A 17578-nucleotide genomic window follows, 5' to 3' on the forward strand; every position below is an offset into this window, starting at 1 on the left:
ATGTTGACAATAGCTAGAGTCAAACCGGCAGGTGCCCTGATTGCAGGGGCACTTGCCGTCTTTTCATTCGCCCCCTTCAATATCTGGCCACTGGCACTGCTATCCGTGGTAGCCCTCATCTGGCTGCTGGAAGATCTGTCCGCGAAAAAAGCCGCCCTGTGTGGCTTTTGCTACGCCGTGGGGTTATTTCTGGCGGGCCTGTGGTGGATCCATGTCAGTATGACAGAGTTCGGCGGGCTGCCCCTGATTGCGGCCTTTGCCCTGATCCTGCTGCTGAGCCTCTATCTCGCTCTGTATAAGGGGCTGGCCTGCTATCTGCTTAACCGTTTCTTCCCGGCGGGTTGGTCACGTTACCTGCTGGCTTTTCCGGCCCTGTGGCTCATCGCCGAGTGGGCCAGAGGCTGGGTACTCACCGGGTTCCCCTGGCTGTGGATGGGATATGGGCAAATCAACTCTCCGCTGGCTGGCTGGGCTCCGCTGCTGGGAGTTGAGGGGGTCACCCTTGCCCTGCTGTTAAGCTGTGGCGGTCTCTACCTTGCCTGGCGCCAACGCAAACTCTATTGGCTTATCCTGCCGATCGCTATGTTTGGCGCCGGAGCTCTGCTCAAGCCCATCAGCTGGACCAAGCAGCTCCCGGCCATCGATGTTGCCCTGGTTCAGGGCAACATCCCCCAGGAGCTCAAATGGGATCCTAAACAACAAAATGCCACCATCAGCAAGTACCTGATGCTAACCGAGCAGCAGAAAAAAGCGGATCTCATCATCTGGCCGGAGTCGGCACTGCCCCTGCTGGAGCAGGATGTCACCGGGCTGCTGAGCTTTGAGGGCAAACAGCTTGCCAAGAGGCACCAGGCTCTCATCACAGGGGTGATTCATTACAATGATGTGACCTCGCGCTTTTATAACGCCATGGTGGTACTGGGTGAGTTTGCTCCCGGATCTAAGGCGCAGTATCGCTATAACGGGCCCAACCGCTACTATAAGCATCACCTGGTTCCCATCGGCGAATATGTTCCCTTCGGTGAGTACCTAAGGCCCCTGGCGCTTTTTTTCAACCTGCCGATGTCCTCATTTTCAGCCGGTGGCTATGTGCAGCCCAACCTGCTGGCTGCGGGCTGGCGCCTGGCCAGTGCGATCTGCTACGAGATCGCTTTTGGTGAGCAGCTCAGGCACAACATTCATGACAACACCAACTTCATTTTGACCGTCAGCAATGATGCCTGGTTTGGTCGCTCTATCGGTCCATGGCAGCACCTGGAAATCGCTCAGATGCGAGCTTTGGAGTTTGGCCGCAGCGTTCTTCGGGCCACCAATACCGGGATCACAGTCGTTATTGATGCCAAGGGCAAAATCCAGGCTGAGCTACCTCAATTTAAGTCTGGGGTGCTCACTGCCAAGGTGCACCCTGCGACGGGGCAAACACCCTATAATCGGTTTGGCTCATGGCCACTGTATCTGCTGGTCATGCTCGCCTTGATCACCGGCCTGCTGATAGAGAAGCGCCGTTCACTCTGATCGCCCTTCCGGCTTAGGCTCTGTTGGCATAGCAGAGCCTAAACCAGCTCCCCTGAGCACTTTTCACCCAAAATGTTGACATATCGAAAATGGAGCTATTTGCGTCTATCCTATTAACAATGTAGTTACATCCTGAAATCTGATGCCTCTCATACATAGGAGAGCTGGGCTGATGAGTATTCTGAGAAAAGAGGGTCCATGGATGGAGCTGAGGTTATGGCGGACCTTGGTTATTCTGATCCTGCTGGTTTCCGGCACCCTGCTGATCACCCTGATGATCTATCTCACCGAGCGCTCGATGCGCAATGATCTGCTGGGGCGTGCCAAGCTGGTTGCCAGTAGTATCAAGTTCGATCAGCTAAAAAACCTCTCCGGCTCGGTCACCGATCTCAATTCGGATGACTACCTGCTGCTCAAACAGCAATTTGCCAATGCCAAAGAGGCCTGTACCAACTGTCGTTTCATCTATCTGATGGGGCGTCGCAGCGATGGCCAGGTGTTTTTCTTTGCCGATAACGAGCCGCAGGGATCTGCTGATGAATCTCCCGCGGGCCAGCTCTATGAAGAGATCTCTCCTGAATACCTCAAAGTGTTTGAAGGCTCTCAGTCGAAAACCGTCGGTCCGATCTCCGACCGTTGGGGTGAGTGGATCTCGGCATTGGTCCCAATGGCCACACCGGAGCAAACCGGTAACGAGCCTATTGCGGTATTGGGCATGGATATCGACTCCCAGGTCTGGTATCTGGATATTGCCAAGAAAATAGCGCTGCCGCTCGGGATCATTATCCTGGCCGGGCTATTTGGTTTTACCCTGGCCCTTTTGAAAACCTGCCGCAACCTTAGATCCCGTCATGCGGAGATCGCAGATAATGAGCTGTTTTTGCAAACCCTCACCGAAGGGTTGCCCGATTACATCTTTGTTCTCGATAACAGAGGGCAGATTCAGATGGCCAATAAGGTCCACCCTGATCACCTGAAACAAGATGTGATCCATAGAAAAGTCACAGATTTTATTCCGGCCCGCTACCAGGAGGTTTTTGAGCATCACCTGAGCGAATCCAATGCCAGCAAGGCCCCCCAGACGATGGAGGTCATCGCAGAGTTACCGGATGGAGAGCACCACTTTCTTACCCGTTTGACCCCCACTACCCTGCCAGGGCTCGAGAGTGCAATAGTGATGGTGGCGACCGATATCACCGAGCGCAAGCTGGCCGAGTCAGAGCGAGATGAGCTGATCAGCGAAATCACCGAAAGAATGAAGGAGCTAAGGTGCCTGTACCGGGTCAATCAGGCGCTCAGCTCCAAGCAGAGTATTGAAGATATCCTCAGCAAGGTAACCCGCCTGGTGCCCCCGGCATTCCTCTACCCCGAGAACTGTTACTGTCAGATCCTGTTTGATGGGGTCCGCTACCAGAATCAACCCTTTGAAGAGAGCCGCTCTAAACTATCTGCAGACATCATAGTGAAAAGTGAACTCAAGGGGATGATTGAGATCTATTACCTCGAAGAGTATCCCAAGCAGGATGAGGGACCCTTTTCACATGAAGAGCGCAGCCTTGTGGATAACATCGCTAAAAATTTAAGTGAAATGATCGAGCACCAGGTCGCAGAGGAGCTTCTTCAGAGTAAAACCCAGGCCCTGCTGGAGAGTCAGAGTAAGCTGATGCAATCTGAAAAACTCGCCTGCATCGGCGTATTAGCGGCGGGAATCGCCCATGAGATCAATAATCCGCTGAGCTTTGTGAAGAGTAATCTGAGTACGGTCAATAACTACCACCAGCGACTGCTAAACCTCATCGAGTTTTGCTATCAACATCAAAATGAGAGCAAGCTGACCAGTTTACTGAAACATAAGCTCCGGGAGATGGAGCTTGAGGATCTTCCATTTATTCTTGAGGATATCACTCCGCTGACAGAGGAAACCCTCAAAGGAGTTGAGCGAATTCAGGAGATCATCAATGGATTACGCTGTTTCTCACGGGCCGATCAGCAGCAGAGCGAGCAATTTAGTCTTAACCAGCTTATTGAATCATCCATTCAGATGGTATGGAATGAGATCAAATACCACTGCCAACTGCATAAAGAGCTGGGCCCTCTGCCCCTACTCAGCGGTAATCCGGGCCGGATCAGTCAGGTGCTGGTCAATCTTCTGATCAATGCTTCTCAGGCGATAGAGGAGAGCGGAACCATCTGGATTCGAAGCAGGGCCGAAGAGGAACGGATCATTCTTGAGATTGAAGACAGTGGCCACGGCATGTCGGAAGAGATACAAAAGCAGCTGTTTACCCCATTCTTCACCACCAAGCCCGCAGGCAAGGGAACCGGGCTGGGACTTTCCATCAGCCATGGGATCATAGAGGAGCATGGCGGAAACATTGATGTAAAAAGTACCTTGGGGGTCGGAACCACTTTTACCATCACCTTTCCGCTATTAAAGCAGGATAGTAATTCGGAAAGGCTTTCATAGAGTAACGCCGGGAGAGTGTTGCTCAGTAAAACCAGATCAATATAGACAAAGGTGATGCATGGAAGATGTGATATATAAAGAGAGGGAATTTTTCGATACAATTCAATCCATGCCTATCCATTGCGGTCACCACATAACAAAGAGGCTGATGACTCTTAAGCAGCGGGTGATGATGGCATATCGTGATGCACATCAGGTTCGGAGGCCCGCATGAACATTAGGCATCAGATCATAGCAATACTCATAGTGACTCTCATTATCTGTTTGGGAATCGGCTTTTTCTCGGTACAAAATGAACGAGAGTTTATCTCAACGAAAACGATTGAATTTCAAAAAAAGCAACTTAACTCAGTGAGTTACTTCTCTTCTCAGCTCAAGAACGAAGTCACTAAGCTGCAGGCAGTGCTGGCGAACCTATCGCAAATGCCAAAGCTCCAGTTTCTCAATAAAAATGAATCGCTTCTGCACATGATCCGAGCCTATAAATTGAATAAGAATTTGGTGACCGGAATTTTCAGAGTCGATTCGAAGAACAATTTATATGCCTCCTATCCTGCATCAGCAAAGATACTTCCGAAACATGCCCTGGATGCTCTATTTAATAAATCAAGAATGACAGGGAAACCCGGGGTGAAAATATTTCCTCAAATCGATCCTTCCAATGATTTTATGGTGATAGCTGTACCTGTTTATACCATTCAGGGCACCCCAAAGCTTCACCCGAATAATAAATTCTCCGGACTGCTCTACTTTACGGTATCCATATCGAATCTATATAACAGGGTCTATAACCCAAATGCATTTGGACAAAACAGCCTGCTCTGGACCATGGATAAAAATCATCATCTGCTGTGGATCTCATCTAAAGAGAACAACAGCGATGTAATCGATGGCATCATTCCAAATCAATTCAACGACCTGGATAGAGAAAATCTCGAAAAAGTGCTCTCTGAAATCAGCTCAGGAAAATCAGGAAATATCATTTATAAGCATCAGTATCATGAGAGCTCTGGCACTTCCTCATCGGAGCTAATGGATAGCCAGCAAAATTTTTACCTGTCACCTATCAATAGATTCCATAGCTTCACCACCAATTATATTTCATATACTTCGACCTCTATTTATGGGCAGACCTGGTATACCGCGGTGATCAATGGTCAGGATGACATTACACTTTTAATCGATAAATCAATCTATAATCGGCTGATCAATACCCTGGCTCTTCTGGCAACCTTTATTGGGATGATCTCTATTCTGCTTTTCATCATCAAGCGCAATCATAAGCTGCAGCTCGAAGAGATCAATAAGCGACAATCGGCTCTGATCCAGTCCGAGAAGATGGCAAGCCTTGGTATCCTGTCTGCCGGTATTGCCCATGAGCTAAACAACCCCTTGAGTTTTGTAAAAACTAACCTCCACATGGTGAACGATTACCATAAGCTGTTCACAGAATTAATTGGTGTTTGCAACGAATATCATGATCACCCTCAGCTTCCTGCGCAGTTAAAAAATCGACTGCAAGAGCTGGAAAACAAGGATCTCTCTTATATTAAAAATGACCTGACCCCCTGATGGAGGAATCGATTTATGGTATCAACCGGATGCAGGAGATCATTGGAGGGCTCAAAGATTTTGCCAGGGCAGATAAAAATAATACCGAAGAGATTGATATCTCCAGCCTGATCCACTCAACCCTCAACATGGTCAGAAATGAGCTGAGATACCACTGCCAGGTTCACCAGGAGCTCCATGAAGTTCCTCCCGTCATCGGATGCAGAGGGAAAATATCTCAGGTCTTTGTCAATATGTTGATCAACGCCTCTCAAGCGATCAAGGAGCAAGGAGACATCTATATCCGCACTTACAGCGAAGAGAACAGGGTTGTTATTGAGATCCAGGATACAGGCTGTGGGATCCCCCAGGAGCATCAAGAGCATCTCTTCACACCATTTTTTACCACTAAACCCCTGGGCAAGGGGACTGGGCTGGGCCTGTCTATCAGCCATGGAATCGTCAAGGATCACGGTGGAACCATTGGTGTTGAAAGCACTGTGGGGGAAGGCACGACCTTCATCATAAAACTTCCGGCAGATCATCGCGAACCGGATAGCGGAACCCCCGAGCCAAACTATAGCGAAACAGATGTCAATCAAGACTCTTGAGCAAATACAGATCATCAGGAAGTACTTTGCCGAACTCGGGTGACAGAGCTTCTCATTGAGGTTCATCTTAAAAATAATTTCCATATTTCTGGAAATATGGTTATTATCTGTTTTTTCCAACTCCATCCGGAGTCTTTTTACTTAGGAGATCTTAAGATGACAACTCAAACAAGCTGCTGTGGCGCCGCCGCCAACAAACAAGATAGTGACTGTGGCTGTGAAGCCTCCTCGGATGATGAATCGGCGCCCGCTCATGGGAAGTGTTGCGCACAAGGCACAGCAACACCTTCGGCAGCCGGTAGCTGCTCCCCCAAAATCGGCAAAATATACTCCCTTAAAAAGAACCTCCTGATCACCCTGGTACTGCATGCTCTGATCATCTCGGTCTGGCTTAACCTCGAAACCATAGCTGACTTTCTCACCTATCGGGTATTTGGGTTAGCTCCGGGATCACACCTGGCGGGCTCGGTGCATTTTTTCCTAAAAGATATGCCCTTTATCTTCATCCTGCTGGGACTTATCGTATTCTGGATGGGGATAGTGCGAACCATCTTATCCCCGAGAAGATGCGCAAAATGCTGGTTGGAAAAAACCAACTGACCGGCAACTTCCTGGCCGCCATGATAGGCTCTATCACCCCCTTCTGCTCCTGCTCTGCTGTTCCCCTGTTTATCGCCATGACCCAGGCCAGGATCCCTTTAAGCTCGACCTTTACCTATCTCATCGCCTCGCCGATGATCAATGAGGTTGCGTTTATTCTGCTCTGGGCCACCGTCGGCTGGCAGGTTGCGTTAACCTACTACATCACGGGCCTTATTTTTGCCCTGATCGGCGGTTATGTGATCGGCAGGCTCAAAATGGAGAAGCATGTTGAGCCCTGGGTCTATGAAGATCATGTGAGCTCTGCCGGCTGCTCTGGCAATGCCATAGGTTCAGGCTGGAGTGAGCGTCTGAGCTTTGCCCGCGCCGAATCTATCTCTATGATCAAAAAAGTGGGCCTGTACGTGCTGATCGGAATCGGCATCGGCGCCGCAATCCATGGTTATGTGCCGGAGTCTGCGCTCTCCACCGTGATGGGAACCGCCTGGTGGGCCGTGCCTGTCAGCGTACTGATCGCCCTGCCCCTTTACGATAATGCCGGAGGAGTGATCCCCGTGGTGCAGGCCCTGCTGGCCAAGGGCGCTGCTCTTGGAACCGTCCTCTCATTCATGATGGGGATCACCGCCATGTCGCTGCCTGAGCTACTTATTTTGAAAAAGGTGATGCGCCTACCGCTCATCGCAACCTTTGTCGGCGTGGTTGGCATAGGGATCCTAATCATAGGTTACTTTTTCAATTACCTGTTTTCATTAGGGATTATCCATATCGCCCTCAGGTGATCCGTAAGGGGGAGCTTCCCCCTTTCATTCCAGCTAAAGTTCTTTTTATCCTGCGGATAGCATTTTGCAGCTGCTCTGCATAACGAATCAGGATAATTTGACCTGCGGTCAGCAGCTTGCGCCTACGCACGAATGTCCGGCCGCGGACTGCGGCCAGAGGGGATTGCTTGTCCAACCCCCTCTGGACTCCTAAGGACACCCCGATATTTGCTTTTCCCTCAAGTTTCAAACTCGCAAAGGTCCAGGCAAACAGTACCTCCATGTACTGGTTGCCTTTTCGCGGCATCCATGCCGCTCCCCCTCTGCTCCTATTTTAAACTCTCGGCGCAAATAGACGGGGGTAACTTCCGGTAAGCGAGTTAGTCGATACGACCTCTGGCTTGTCCTTGTATTGTTATTTTCCTTGAAAACATCAAACATCAAACATCAAACATCAAACATCAAACATCAAGATTGACCCAAGAGTATCTCTATAGCTGAGTCGAAGAGTTGATTTATCCCCCGTGAGTGAGCGCTGAGGCGAACCATAGAGGAGTAAGGTCGAATCACATGGATGTGATGAGAGCTTAGCCGCGACAGGGAACTGCCGCCATCCATGGCTCTCGTTCCATTGGCGCAACCCCTGTGCGGCAGGAGTCGCGTCTAAGCTGTGCCTTAATCATCAGGTGAGCCGAAGATAAAGCGAGGTCGGGGCGCCCCGGGAGATGCAAGAGGGTGCGGGCGAGCGCACCTTCTTGCCTGCCGCCGGCCAGCGCCGGCATATGCAGCGTAGCTGCAAATAGCTATCCGCAGGATAGAAACTGAAAGCTATTTAAATTCCTTTCGATGAAATGCCTGCTCACCGCATTTGCCACAGGCGGTCACCACATCCGGATGTTTGAGGAGCTGCTCCTCACCGCACTTATCACACTTAAGGCGTGCCGCAGCGCTCCACTCTCCAGCTTTGACCTCATCATTGCGCTCAGCCTGTATCAGGGCCAGCTCGGACCATTCGATCCGGGTGTGATCCGCCACCTCCTCCAGCCAGTGCCACAGTGTCTCTTTGAGAGCCAGGTAAAAAACTCCCTCACGAAACGAGCCCCGACTCTGGGAGATCTCTTTGGCCAGTGCCCCAGATCGTTTTTGACATAGCAGGCGATGAGCTCCGCTTCATCCTTGGTGAGATCGCCGGCCGCGGTCAGATATTCCTCGGTGGTATCAATCAGCTCCTCGAGCTGTTTTTTCTGAAAGGTTTCAGTCTGTTGCCAGTGCTGCTTCAGGTGATTGACAAAAAGCGTATAACCGCTACGTTTTCTTTCCATAATACAACTCCCTCTTATCCCTCAAACAGGCGCTTGAAATCGCCTATGGGCCACCAGCTATCTCACAACCAAAATCCACCGCTGGCTATTGTTGCAACCGCCGTGTCTAAGGTATTCTATGGCGATTTTATGACTTCTTCTTAGCAATTTATAACCCGGGTATCGCCGATGCAAGAGCAATATACTCCTCAGGAGATTGAATCCAAGGTTCAATCCCACTGGACCGATCACCAAACCTTCAAGGCTACTGAGCAAGAGGGCAAAGAAAAGTTCTACTGCCTGTCCATGTTCCCCTACCCATCCGGGCGACTGCATATGGGGCATGTGCGCAACTACACCATTGGTGATGTGATCGCCCGCTACCAACGACTGCAGGGCAAAAATGTTCTGCAACCGATCGGTTGGGATGCCTTTGGTCTGCCTGCAGAAAACGCTGCGATCAAGAACAATACGGCTCCGGCTCCCTGGACCTATGAAAACATAGAGTACATGAAGGGTCAGCTAAAGATGCTGGGCCTTGGCTATGACTGGGATCGGGAGCTTGCGACCTGTGATCCTGATTACTACCGCTGGGAGCAGTGGTTCTTCACCAAGCTCTATGAGAAGGGACTGGTCTATAAGAAGACCTCTTCGGTCAACTGGTGCCCCAACGATCAGACGGTACTGGCCAACGAGCAGGTAGTTGATGACCGCTGCTGGCGCTGTGACACACCGGTCGAGCAAAAAGAGATCCCTCAGTGGTTTATCAAGATCACCGAGTATGCCCAGGAGCTACTGGACGATATCGAAAAGCTCGAAGGCTGGCCTGAGATGGTCAAGACCATGCAGCGCAACTGGATTGGCCGCTCCGAAGGGGTCGAGATGACCTTCAAGGTGGCAGATTCAGATCAGAGCTTTGATATCTACACCACACGTCCCGACACCCTGTTCGGGGTGAGCTACATGGGAATTGCCGCAGGCCACCCACTAGCCCAGCAAGCCGCCCACAACAACCCTGAGCTGGCCGCCTTCATCGAAGAGTGTAAGCACACCAAGGTCGCCGAAGCAGAGCTTGCCACCATGGAAAAGAAGGGGATGGCCACAGGCCTTCATGCTATCCATCCTCTGACCGGTAAAGAAGTTCCAATCTGGGTCGCTAACTTCGTGCTGATGGATTATGGCTCGGGTGCGGTGATGGCGGTTCCCGCTCACGATCAACGCGACTATGAGTTCGCCGGCAAATATGGCCTGGATATAATCCCTGTGATCAAGCCTGCCGATGGCAGTGCGCTGGATATTTCAGAGCAGGCCTTCACCGAGATGGGTGTGCTGTTTGATTCTGGAGAGTTCAGCGGTCTGAGCTCCGAAGATGCCTTTGATGCAATCGCCAATAAACTCAATGAGCTGGGTCTTGGCAGCAAGCGGGTGAACTTCCGCCTGCGTGACTGGGGGGTTTCTCGTCAGCGTTACTGGGGAGCACCAATTCCGATGCAAACCCTGGACAATGGTGAGGTGGTTCCGGTACCTGCCGAAGAGCTGCCTGTGGTGCTGCCCGAAGATGTCGTCATGGATGGGGTTCAGAGCCCGATCAAGGCCGATAAGAGCTGGGCACAAACCAGCTACCAGGGGCAGAATGCACTGCGTGAGACAGATACCTTCGATACCTTCATGGAATCCTCCTGGTACTATGCTCGCTACTGTAGCCCCAACTACCAGGACGGCATGCTCAACCCTGAGCAGGCTAACTACTGGCTGCCGGTCGACCAGTACATCGGCGGCATCGAGCATGCCTGTATGCACCTGCTATATGCGCGCTTCTTCCACAAGCTGCTGCGTGATACCGGACTGGTCAACTCAGATGAACCGTTCAAGCGCCTGCTGTGTCAGGGAATGGTACTGGCGGATGCCTTCTACTACCTCAATGACAAGGGTGCCCGGGTGTGGGTTAGCCCTGCCGAGGCGATCCTGGAGCGCGATAACAAGGGACGCATCACCAGGGCAACCGATCAGCAGGGCAACGAATTAACCCACGCGGGTATGACCAAGATGTCCAAGTCGAAGAACAACGGCATCGACCCACAGCTGATGGTGGAGAAATACGGTGCAGACACGGTGCGTCTGTTCATGATGTTTGCCTCTCCCGCCGACATGACTCTGGAGTGGTCTGACTCGGGTGTTGAGGGGGCTCAACGCTTCTTGCGTCGCCTGTGGCGCCTGGCTCACCAGTACAAGGAAGCTGGCGAACATCCGGCTCTTGATCTCAGCACTCTGAGCAATGAGCAAAAAGTTCTGCGCCGGGCTCTGCACAAGACCATAGATAAAGCCAGTGATGATATCGGTCGTCGCCAGACCTTCAACACGGCGATCGCTGCCGTGATGGAGCTGATGAATCAGCTGGTGAAGGCACCTCTTGAGTCTGAAAATGACAAGGCGCTGATGCACGAAGCCCTGACCGCGGTTGTCACCATGCTCTACCCCATCACCCCGCATGCAAGCTTCGCGCTGTGGAAGGAGCTGGGTCACGAAGGCGCCATCGACCAGGCCCAGTGGCCAAATGTCGACAAGGCTGCCATCGTTGAAGATGAGAAACTGGTGGTGGTTCAGGTCAATGGTAAGGTCCGTGCCAAGCTGACGGTCCCTGCCAATGCCGAGCAGTCACAGGTCCAGGAGCTTGCGCTGGCGGAAGATAATGTCAGCAAGTTCACCGACGGAAAGACCATTCGCAAGGTGATCTTTGTTCCCAACAAGCTACTTAACATTGTTGCCAACTAAGGAGCACAAGTGAAAAGAGCGCTTCGCCTCTTGCCACTGCTGATTGCAGGTCTGCTGTTGCAGGCCTGTGGTTTCCAGATGCGCACCGCACCGCCCCTGCCGCCTCAGTTAAAAACCCTGCAGGTGGTGGGTGATCAGAATAGTAACCTCTATCGTATGGTGGTGAACCGTTTGAAAATCGCCGGGGTCGATCTGGTCAGCAAGGCGGATAAGAACACTCCAATCCTCAGGGTAAATCCCCTGAGCCAAACCTCAACGGTTGCCTCCCTGACCGATACAGGGACAACGGCCGAGACTGTGGTTGAGGTCTACAGTACCTATACTCTGACCGTCCCGGGCGAGGAACCTCAGCTCTACAACCTGCACTTCACCCGAAGCTATATTAACCAGTCAAATCAGGTGCTGGCTTCGTCTGAATCAGAAAGCAGCCTGAGCTCAGAGATGGAGATCCAGGCTGCCAATCAAATCCTGGCCCAACTGAGCCGGTATAAACCTTGAAACGTGTCTATCCCGAGCAGCTGAATCAGCAACTTAAAGCAGGCCTTGCGGCCTGCTATCTGTTGTTCGGGGAGGAGCCCCTGCTCAAGCAGGAGAGCCGGGATGCGATCGCCGCTACCGCCCGCTCCCAGGGGTTTGATGAACAGCTGCATTTTAAAGTAGAAGGCTCATTTGACTGGCAACCGCTATTTGAGGCCTGCCAGGAGCTGAGTCTTTTTTCCTCCAGACAGCTGATTGAACTGGAGTTTCCTAAAGTTCCGGATCACAAGGTAGCCAAACAGCTGGAGCAACTATGCGCCCTGCTACATGCCGATATTCTGCTGATCCTGAGCGGCCCGCGCCTCAACACGGCCCAGCAAAAGAGTCAGTGGTTTAGCCGCTTCGCCAGCCAGGGAGTCTATGTGCCGATCGCCCATCCGGATCATCAGCACTTTCCGCGCTGGATGCAGCAGCGCTTTAGGGCACTGAACCTCAATCCCACTCCCGATGCGATCACCTTCATGTGCCACGCCTTTGAGGGGAACCTGCTGGCGGCCAAGCAGACCCTGGAGCTTCTGCCACTACAACAGCTTTCATCGCCGATTGAAGTCCGGGAGCTGCAGACGATCGTTGAGCAGCACAGTCATTTCTCCCGTTATCAGCTGATCGATGCCCTCTATGAGGGAAGGATCAAACGGGCCCGGCATATTCTTCGCCAATTGAAAGCCGAGGGAACCGAGAGCGCTCAACTGATCTGGCTGTTCCACCATGAGTTGGAGCAGCTCTATCCGCTGTGTGCCCAAAAGAGCCAGCGTCAGCCTTTGGGAACCCTGTATAAAAAACTAAAGATCTGGCCCTGGCGACAAAAGCAGCTTGAAAGAGTCTTGAGTCAGCTTACCCTGAGCCAGCTCAGCTACCTGCTCCAGCTCTGCGCTAAGGCTAATCTTGCGGCCAGCCAATTTGATGAGCCACAAAGCTGGCGTCTCCTGGAGCAGCTGTGTATCGGATTTGCTCACCCAACCCTCCCCATAGCTAACAGCATATGAAACAAGCCATAGGACTCATTGGTGGGACCTTTGATCCCATCCATATCGGACATCTTTGCCCCGCCATCGAAACCCGGGAGCAACTTGGTTTACAGAAAATTCTGTTTATTCCCAACTCGATTCCTCCGCACCGGGATACTCCTCACTCCTGCGCCGAACACAGGCTGAAGATGGCCCGACTCGCCATCCGCGATGTTGAAGGATTTGAGGTCGATGATCGCGAGCTTAAGCGCCTCAAACCCTCCTACACAATCGATACCCTGCAATCGCTACGCGCAGAGTATCCGGATACCCCCCTGTGTTTTCTGATGGGAATGGACTCTCTATTAAGCCTTGCCAGCTGGCACCGCTGGGAGGAGCTGACCGACTATGCCCACCTGGTTATCTGCCACCGCCCGGGATGGAATCCAGAGTTTGGCGAGCCCATTGCCAGCTGGCTCAAGGCGCACCAGGATCAGACCCTGGGAGCCCTGCAGACCCGACTGTGTGGCCTGGTCCAGTTTGTTGAAAACCGAACCTTTGACATCTCTGCCACCGAACTGCGCCAAAGGATCCGTGAGGGCAAGGAGTGTCGCTATCTGTTGCCCGATGCGGTCCTTGACTACATTCGCCAGCAGGGCCTGTATCGGCCCACTCGACCCCAGTGATATAATCGCCGGCCTTTCGCCAACGAACAGGAGAAGAACCTTGCAAAGTCAGCAGCTATTATCCTTTAGCATCGAAAAATTAGAAGAACTAAAAGGGCGGGAGATTGTCACTTTAGATGTGAAGAAGCGCTCCAGCGTCACCGATTACATGGTGGTCTGTTCCGGAAACTCGGCCCAGCATGTTCGCTCCCTGGCTGCCCATGTCACCCATGAGGCCCGGACTCTTGAGCAGCCGGTGCTGGGCGTTGAGGGGGAAAATGCCGGTGAATGGGTGCTGGTCGACTTAGGCGAGGTCATTGTGCATGTGATGCAGGATGATTGCCGGGATTATTATCAGCTGGAAAAGCTTTGGGGTGAGAGCCAGGCAGGAGCACACGGGGAATGAAGATACAGCTGGTCGCCGTCGGCACTAAGATGCCGGGTTGGGTTGAGCAGGGATTTAGCGAGTACCAACGGCGCTTTCCCAAAGATATGCCATTGGAGCTGGTTGAGATCGCGGCGGGTAAGCGGGGCAAGAATGCCGATATCGCGCGAATTTTGCAAAAAGAGGGCGAGCAGATGCTGGCTGCCATCCCGCGCGGCAACCGAATCGTCACCCTGGATATTCCGGGCAAGCCCTGGACCACTCATCAGCTGTCAACCCAGCTCGATAAGTGGAAGCTCGATGGGCGAGATGTGTCGATCCTGATCGGTGGCCCCGAGGGACTCTCCCCCGAATGCAAGCGTGCCGCAGAGCAGAGCTGGTCGCTGTCGCCCCTGACCCTGCCGCACCCCCTGGTTCGGGTGATCATGGCTGAGAGCCTGTATCGCGCCTGGAGCCTGAGTACAAACCACCCTTATCATCGGGAGTAGTGGATGCTGAAACAGCGGATCGCCATGCAGGATCACAGCAAGGAGGCGGCTCTTTATTATCGCAGAACTCTAATCGCCTGCCTGGCGGTGTGCGCCATGATCCTGACCTTGCTGGTCAATCTGTATCACCTGCAGATAGACTCCTATCAGCAATACAAGACCCGCTCCCGGGATAACCGGATCAAGCTGGTTCCGGTCGCGCCGACCCGGGGCCTCATCTATGATCGCAACGGCATCCTGCTGGCTGAGAACCGCCCCTCTTACAACCTGGATATCCGCCGGGATCAGACCAAGGATCTCAAACAAACCGTTGCCGAGCTGCAGAAGCTCCTCAAGCTGGATCCGGATCAGATCGATGATTTCTACAAGGAGCTGCGTCGCCACCGCCGCTTTGAGCCAGTGACCCTGGCAGAAGATCTCACGGAAAAACAGGTCGCCATCTTCAGCGTGCAGCGCTATCGCTTCCCCGGCGCCTCTATCGAGGCCAGGCTACAACGCTACTACCCCTATGGCAGTGTGTTGACCCATGTGCTGGGGTATGTCGCCAAGATCAACGACCGTGACCTGCAGCACCTGGAGGAAACCGGCGAGCTCTCCAACTACGCCGGTACCCATGATATCGGCAAGCAGGGGGTCGAAAAGTATTATGAGAATGTGCTGCATGGCAAGGTGGGCTACCAGGAGGTTGAGGTTAACAATGTCGGGAAAGTGGTACGCACCCTCAGCTATCATCCGCCGGTTCCGGGGCACGACATCTATCTCAATATCGATCTGCGCTTGCAGATGAAGGCCCAGGAAGATCTGGCCAACCGCCGTGGCGCGGTGGTGATGCTGGAGCCCAAGACCGGGGCGGTACTGGCGATGGCATCCAGCCCCAGCTACAACCCGAATCCTTTTGTCCATGGCATCAGCTCCAAGCGCTATACTTCGCTGCTGGATAACCCCAACCATCCGCTGATCAACCGGGCCACCCAGGGGATCTATGCCCCGGCATCCACGGTGAAACCCCTGATGGCAATCATGGGACTGGACACCGGCCTCATCACTCCACAGATGCGCTTTTTCGGCGCTGGTTACTTCCAGATCCCAGGCACCAAGCGTAAATTCCGCGACTGGCAACCCTGGGGTCATGGCTGGATGACAGTGTATAAGGCGATCGAGCAATCTGCCGATACCTTCTTCTACAACCTGGCCTATAAGGCAGGAATCGACCGTATCCACAAATATATGCATCTGTTTGGCTTTGGCCAGTATACGGGGATCGATCTTCACGAAGAGCGTAAGGGAAACATGCCGTCGCGGGAGTGGAAACAGGCCCGCTATCGCCAGCCCTGGTACCAGGGGGATACCATCTCGGTTGGGATCGGCCAGAGTTACTGGACCGCCACCCCGCTACAGATAGCACATGCCTTTAGCGTACTGATCGATCACGGCAAACGGATCGAACCGAGATTACTTAAGAGCATTGCAACTAAAGATGGGATGCTGTCACCACCACCGCAGACCCTGCCACCGATCAAACTGAAAAATGACAAGGATTGGCAGGTCTCCCTGGATGGGATGTACCTGGTGATCCAGGGTAAGAGTGGTACCGGTCGCCGCGCCTTTGCCAACCTTCCCTACAAGGCGGGAGGTAAATCCGGTACCGCCCAGCTGGTGAGCCGGAGAACCGATGTGGAGAAGCTGATAATCACCAAGGAGCGCCACAAGGATAACGCCCTGTTTGTCGCCTTTGCCCCCTTTAATGCCCCCAAGGCCCTGGTGGTGTCAATTATTGAGAATGCTGGTGATGGCAGCTCTCCGGCCGCGGACATCGCCCGCAGCATGCTGGATGCCGTGATGCTCCCACCCAAAGATAACAACAGGAATAAACCATGAATCACTCCCATCAACAGGAAAAGTTCTGGTACCGCTGCCACATCGACCTGCCGCTATTCATCGGCCTGTTACTGCTGATGATCGTCGGCCTGCTGATCCTCTATTCGGCCTCGGGCCAGAGTATCCCGATGACAGGGAAACAAGCGGCGCGGGGAGTACTGGCGATCGGGGTGATGCTGATCATGGCCCAGCTTCCGCCGGCCTTCTACGCTCGCTGGGCTCCGCCGATCTTCGGGGTCGGCATAGTACTGCTGGTGCTGGTGCTGATCTTTGGTCATATCGGCAAGGGGGCGCAACGCTGGCTGAACCTTGGATTTTTTAAGTTCCAGCCCTCCGAAATCTTTAAGCTGGTGATGCCGATGATGCTGGCCGCCTGGTTTAGTCAGCAGCCGCTACCACCTAAGTTTCGCCACCTGTTGGTCGCCCTGGTGTTGCTTCTGGTGCCCACCCTGCTGATCGCCAAGCAGCCGGATCTCGGGACCTCACTGCTGATCGCCTCCTCCGGGATCTTTGTGCTGTTCCTGGCCGGAATGAGTTGGCGACTGATTGGCCTGGCAGCGGCAGCAGTTGGCGCATTCGCACCCATCTTATGGTTTTTTCTGATGCATGATTACCAGAGGGAGCGGGTACTGACGTTTCTCAACCCGGAGCGGGATCCGCTGGGGGCCGGCTACCATATTATCCAGTCCAAGATAGCGATTGGCTCCGGCGGCTTACTGGGCAAAGGCTGGATGCATGGCACCCAATCCCAGCTTGAGTTCCTGCCGGAGCGCCACACCGACTTTATCTTTGCGGTATTTGGGGAGGAGTTTGGCCTGGTCGGCGCCGCGGTGCTGCTGGTGCTTTACCTGTGCATCATCGGCCGTGGCCTGTATATCGCAACCCAGGCCCAGAGCACCTTCGAACGCCTGCTGGCGGGCTCGATCACCCTGACATTTTTCGTCTATGTATTTGTAAATATCGGCATGGTGAGCGGCCTGCTGCCGGTGGTTGGAGTCCCCCTCCCCCTGGTCAGTTATGGCGGTACCTCGATGGTGACACTGATGGCTGGATTTGGCATTCTGATGTCCATCCATACCCATCGCCGTTTGCTGAGAAAATAG

The 17578-nt window shown here is 53.1% G+C and carries 17 protein-coding genes; 14 read left to right on the top strand and 3 right to left on the bottom strand.

Annotation, left to right across the window (positions count from 1 at the left end; genetic code table 11):
• The 6 genes from lnt (at position 1) to DB847_RS19040 (ending at position 7523) form a co-directional block, all read left to right on the top strand.
• Positions 1–1515, top strand: coding sequence for an apolipoprotein N-acyltransferase (gene lnt / locus DB847_RS19020; RefSeq protein WP_108652115.1), 1515 nt, complete (start codon positions 1–3; stop codon positions 1513–1515).
• Positions 1516–1687: 172 nt separating this feature from the next.
• Entirely contained in the window at positions 1688–3982 is a 2295-nt protein-coding gene (locus DB847_RS19025) for a PAS domain-containing sensor histidine kinase (protein ID WP_159084751.1), read from the top strand.
• Between the two features lie 210 nt (positions 3983–4192).
• Positions 4193–5554 carry a histidine kinase dimerization/phospho-acceptor domain-containing protein gene (locus DB847_RS19030; RefSeq protein WP_108652117.1) on the top strand — a complete coding sequence of 454 codons (1362 nt, stop codon included), beginning with the start codon at positions 4193–4195 and terminating at the stop codon, positions 5552–5554.
• Entirely contained in the window at positions 5554–6144 is a 591-nt protein-coding gene (locus DB847_RS19035) for a sensor histidine kinase (protein WP_108652118.1), read from the top strand. The genes DB847_RS19030 and DB847_RS19035 overlap by 1 nt, the downstream gene beginning before the upstream one ends.
• 156 nt (positions 6145–6300) lie before the next feature.
• Positions 6301–6744, top strand: a complete 444-nt coding sequence (locus DB847_RS25180; RefSeq protein WP_199911629.1) for a hypothetical protein — start codon at positions 6301–6303, stop codon at positions 6742–6744.
• Complete coding sequence (locus DB847_RS19040; RefSeq protein ID WP_199911630.1) at positions 6720–7523, top strand: permease; 804 nt, start codon at positions 6720–6722, stop codon at positions 7521–7523. The genes DB847_RS25180 and DB847_RS19040 overlap by 25 nt, the downstream gene beginning before the upstream one ends.
• Here the strand turns inward: DB847_RS19040 and DB847_RS19045 are convergent.
• From DB847_RS19045 to DB847_RS19055, 3 genes are all read right to left on the bottom strand, one after another.
• Positions 7516–7809 carry a hypothetical protein gene (locus DB847_RS19045; RefSeq protein WP_108652119.1) on the bottom strand — a complete coding sequence of 98 codons (294 nt, stop codon included), beginning with the start codon at positions 7807–7809 and terminating at the stop codon, positions 7516–7518. The genes DB847_RS19040 and DB847_RS19045 overlap by 8 nt on opposite strands.
• Positions 7810–8330: 521 nt before the next feature.
• The gene (locus DB847_RS26160; RefSeq protein ID WP_325049177.1) at positions 8331–8576 is read right to left on the bottom strand and encodes a zinc ribbon-containing protein; all 246 of its coding nucleotides are present in this window, start codon (positions 8574–8576) and stop codon (positions 8331–8333) included.
• Complete coding sequence (locus DB847_RS19055) at positions 8495–8824, bottom strand: zinc ribbon-containing protein (RefSeq protein ID WP_108652121.1); 330 nt, start codon at positions 8822–8824, stop codon at positions 8495–8497. The genes DB847_RS26160 and DB847_RS19055 overlap by 82 nt, the downstream gene beginning before the upstream one ends.
• Before the next feature lie 168 nt (positions 8825–8992).
• On the opposite strand from DB847_RS19055, the gene leuS reads away from it, so the two are divergent.
• Genes leuS through rodA form a run of 8 tightly spaced genes read left to right on the top strand, consistent with a single transcriptional unit; the run spans position 8993 to position 17578 of the window.
• Complete coding sequence (gene leuS, locus DB847_RS19060) at positions 8993–11575, top strand: leucine--tRNA ligase (RefSeq protein ID WP_108652122.1); 2583 nt, start codon at positions 8993–8995, stop codon at positions 11573–11575.
• 9 nt (positions 11576–11584) lie between these two features.
• Entirely contained in the window at positions 11585–12073 is a 489-nt protein-coding gene (locus tag DB847_RS19065) for an LPS-assembly lipoprotein LptE (RefSeq protein ID WP_108652123.1), read from the top strand.
• Positions 12070–13098 (top strand): DNA polymerase III subunit delta, encoded by a 1029-nt coding sequence (gene holA, locus DB847_RS19070; RefSeq protein WP_108652124.1) that lies wholly within the window; start codon positions 12070–12072, stop codon positions 13096–13098. The genes DB847_RS19065 and holA overlap by 4 nt, the downstream gene beginning before the upstream one ends.
• Entirely contained in the window at positions 13095–13745 is a 651-nt protein-coding gene (gene nadD / locus DB847_RS19075; protein ID WP_108652125.1) for a nicotinate-nucleotide adenylyltransferase, read from the top strand. The genes holA and nadD overlap by 4 nt, the downstream gene beginning before the upstream one ends.
• A gap of 40 nt (positions 13746–13785) precedes the next feature.
• Entirely contained in the window at positions 13786–14130 is a 345-nt protein-coding gene (gene rsfS / locus DB847_RS19080; protein WP_108652126.1) for a ribosome silencing factor, read from the top strand.
• Positions 14127–14597, top strand: a complete 471-nt coding sequence (gene rlmH, locus DB847_RS19085; RefSeq protein ID WP_108652127.1) for a 23S rRNA (pseudouridine(1915)-N(3))-methyltransferase RlmH — start codon at positions 14127–14129, stop codon at positions 14595–14597. The genes rsfS and rlmH overlap by 4 nt, the downstream gene beginning before the upstream one ends.
• 3 nt (positions 14598–14600) lie before the next feature.
• Positions 14601–16475, top strand: coding sequence for a penicillin-binding protein 2 (gene mrdA, locus DB847_RS19090; RefSeq protein WP_108652128.1), 1875 nt, complete (start codon positions 14601–14603; stop codon positions 16473–16475).
• Positions 16472–17578, top strand: coding sequence for a rod shape-determining protein RodA (gene rodA / locus DB847_RS19095; RefSeq protein WP_108652129.1), 1107 nt, complete (start codon positions 16472–16474; stop codon positions 17576–17578). The genes mrdA and rodA overlap by 4 nt, the downstream gene beginning before the upstream one ends.

The organism is Dongshaea marina (assembly GCF_003072645.1).
Classification (GTDB): Bacteria; Pseudomonadota; Gammaproteobacteria; order Enterobacterales; family Aeromonadaceae; genus Dongshaea; species Dongshaea marina.